We start from the raw sequence: 333 nt of genomic DNA, 5'->3' as shown, positions 1-333 counted from the left end.
CTTCGGATAGAACGCGGAGAGAGCGGTGACGCGACCAGTTGGACATCCACGGCACGACGTCCGGCCGCAACAGTATTGTGCTATTTGAGAACAACTTTAACCCGCTCTGCCGCCCTACTGTTCGATATGACGTCCGGTTCAGTGCGCGAGGACCTCGAACGCGACCTGGAGTGTCTCGACCTCTTAGAGTGCGTTCACGGGCTCAACGATCGGGACCAGACGGTTTTTCAGGAGCTACACCAGACGGACGGAGACCTCACCGTGGACGACGTGGCGGACCGACTGGACTGCGAGCGGTCGACGGCGTACCGGTCGATTTCGCGGCTCGTCGAC

Annotated in this window: 1 protein-coding gene; it reads left to right on the top strand. The window is 60.7% G+C overall.

The features are described 5' to 3' along the window. Positions 1–126: 126 nt before the first annotated feature. Positions 127–333 (top strand): helix-turn-helix domain-containing protein (locus EXE44_RS18750; protein WP_199241294.1); only part of this gene is annotated, 207 nt, incomplete at its 3' end.

It is taken from the genome of Halorubrum sp. SS7 (assembly GCF_005435055.1).
Taxonomy (GTDB): domain Archaea; phylum Halobacteriota; class Halobacteria; order Halobacteriales; family Haloferacaceae; genus Halorubrum; species Halorubrum salinarum.
This window is presented reverse-complemented; position numbering and strand designations above follow the sequence as displayed.